This is a genomic window from Campylobacter coli LMG 9860, assembly GCF_000254135.1.
GTDB lineage: Bacteria > Campylobacterota > Campylobacteria > Campylobacterales > Campylobacteraceae > Campylobacter_D > Campylobacter_D coli.
The window spans coordinates 1-1,225 of the sequence record NZ_AINS01000035.1 but is presented as its reverse complement, the minus strand read 5'-3'; the positions used below and the strand labels follow the sequence as shown (position 1 = coordinate 1,225).

The 1,225-nt window shown below is 25.6% G+C and carries 1 protein-coding gene; it reads right to left on the bottom strand.

Features of this window, described 5'->3' with window-relative positions; all coding sequences use genetic code 11:
• Positions 1-24: 24 nt before the first annotated feature.
• Positions 25-798 carry a replication initiation protein gene (locus CCO88_RS04995; RefSeq protein ID WP_002806451.1) on the bottom strand — a complete coding sequence of 258 codons (774 nt, stop codon included), beginning with the start codon at positions 796-798 and terminating at the stop codon, positions 25-27.
• Positions 799-1,225: the final 427 nt, after the last annotated feature.

Here is a 1,225-nt window from a genome sequence, read left to right as displayed (position 1 = left end):
ATATTGTTTTTGCATTTTTACTCCTTAATTAGCAAATAAATTTCCTTGATTATCTTTTAAATCTATTGTTACAGCTAAAGCTCTAGGTCGTCCAACTTTGTTTAATGTGTCAAAATTTACTTGGTATGTAAAGCTAAGTTTTGAGACTAAATCGAGTTCTTTTTTTACAGGTTGTAAAATATTTTTTTCTATATCAATAATTCTCTTATATGTCGTTCCGAAAAAATCATTTAAAGCGTCCAAATCCATTCTTTTTCTTTTTCCTGTATGTTTATCATAGCCATTTATTTCATATAAAAGCGGTGCCATTCTTAGAGTGTTTTTGTTCTTGATATCCATTAAAAGCTTTGTATTAAGAAAAGTGTAGTTTTTACTTACTCCCACAATCATATTTGCTATACGCTTAAAAAGATGAATTTCGGTGCGATTTTTTCCATATTCGATTTTAAATAAAGGCAATAAGTTCATACCTTCTACAATATTTTCCTTTTCATCCACAAAACTGATACTAGTCTCTTGCATTTGTTTTAAATTGTTTCTAATATCCTTGACATTTGAGCCAATATATTCGAGCATTTGTTTTGTATCTACAAAAACGCAAATTATATTTTCATCATCAAATGTAGATAAATCCTCTTTTTCAAGAACTGTAGAAAGATAGAACATAACTTTTAAACACACTAGATTATTTTTACTGATTGTGTTATCAATAAAATCATTACTTATCTTTTGATGAGTTTGTATTTTTCGTTGCTCTAACTTTTCGAGTTGTCGTTTTCTAAATTCTCTAGGTGTCACAAGTTTATCCTTTTAGTGAGTTTTTTAAATTATATACTAACTTTACTTAAAGTAAGCTTTTAAGATTAATAACTCACTTTATTTTTTGATATTTTTTAAAAAAATGCTTTAAATAACTATATATTAATTTTAGTGAGTTATTAAAATAAATCTCACTAAAAATACTTTATACTCACTAAAATGGAAAAATAGGCATTTGTAATTTTTAAGGTTTTCAATGTTTCACAGCCATTTTTTAAGAATTTCACAAGAAATTCGTTTAAAATGTGAAATTATAGCGGTTTGATAATTTAGCGAGTTTTTAACCTTAAAAAGTCTGTAAATTATTTTTTTAGGCTCAAATAGCCATTATATCAGTGTTTGTATGCTTTCTTATATAAAACTTAAATGAACTTATTTTCTCACTAAATTAGATTATAAAATCACT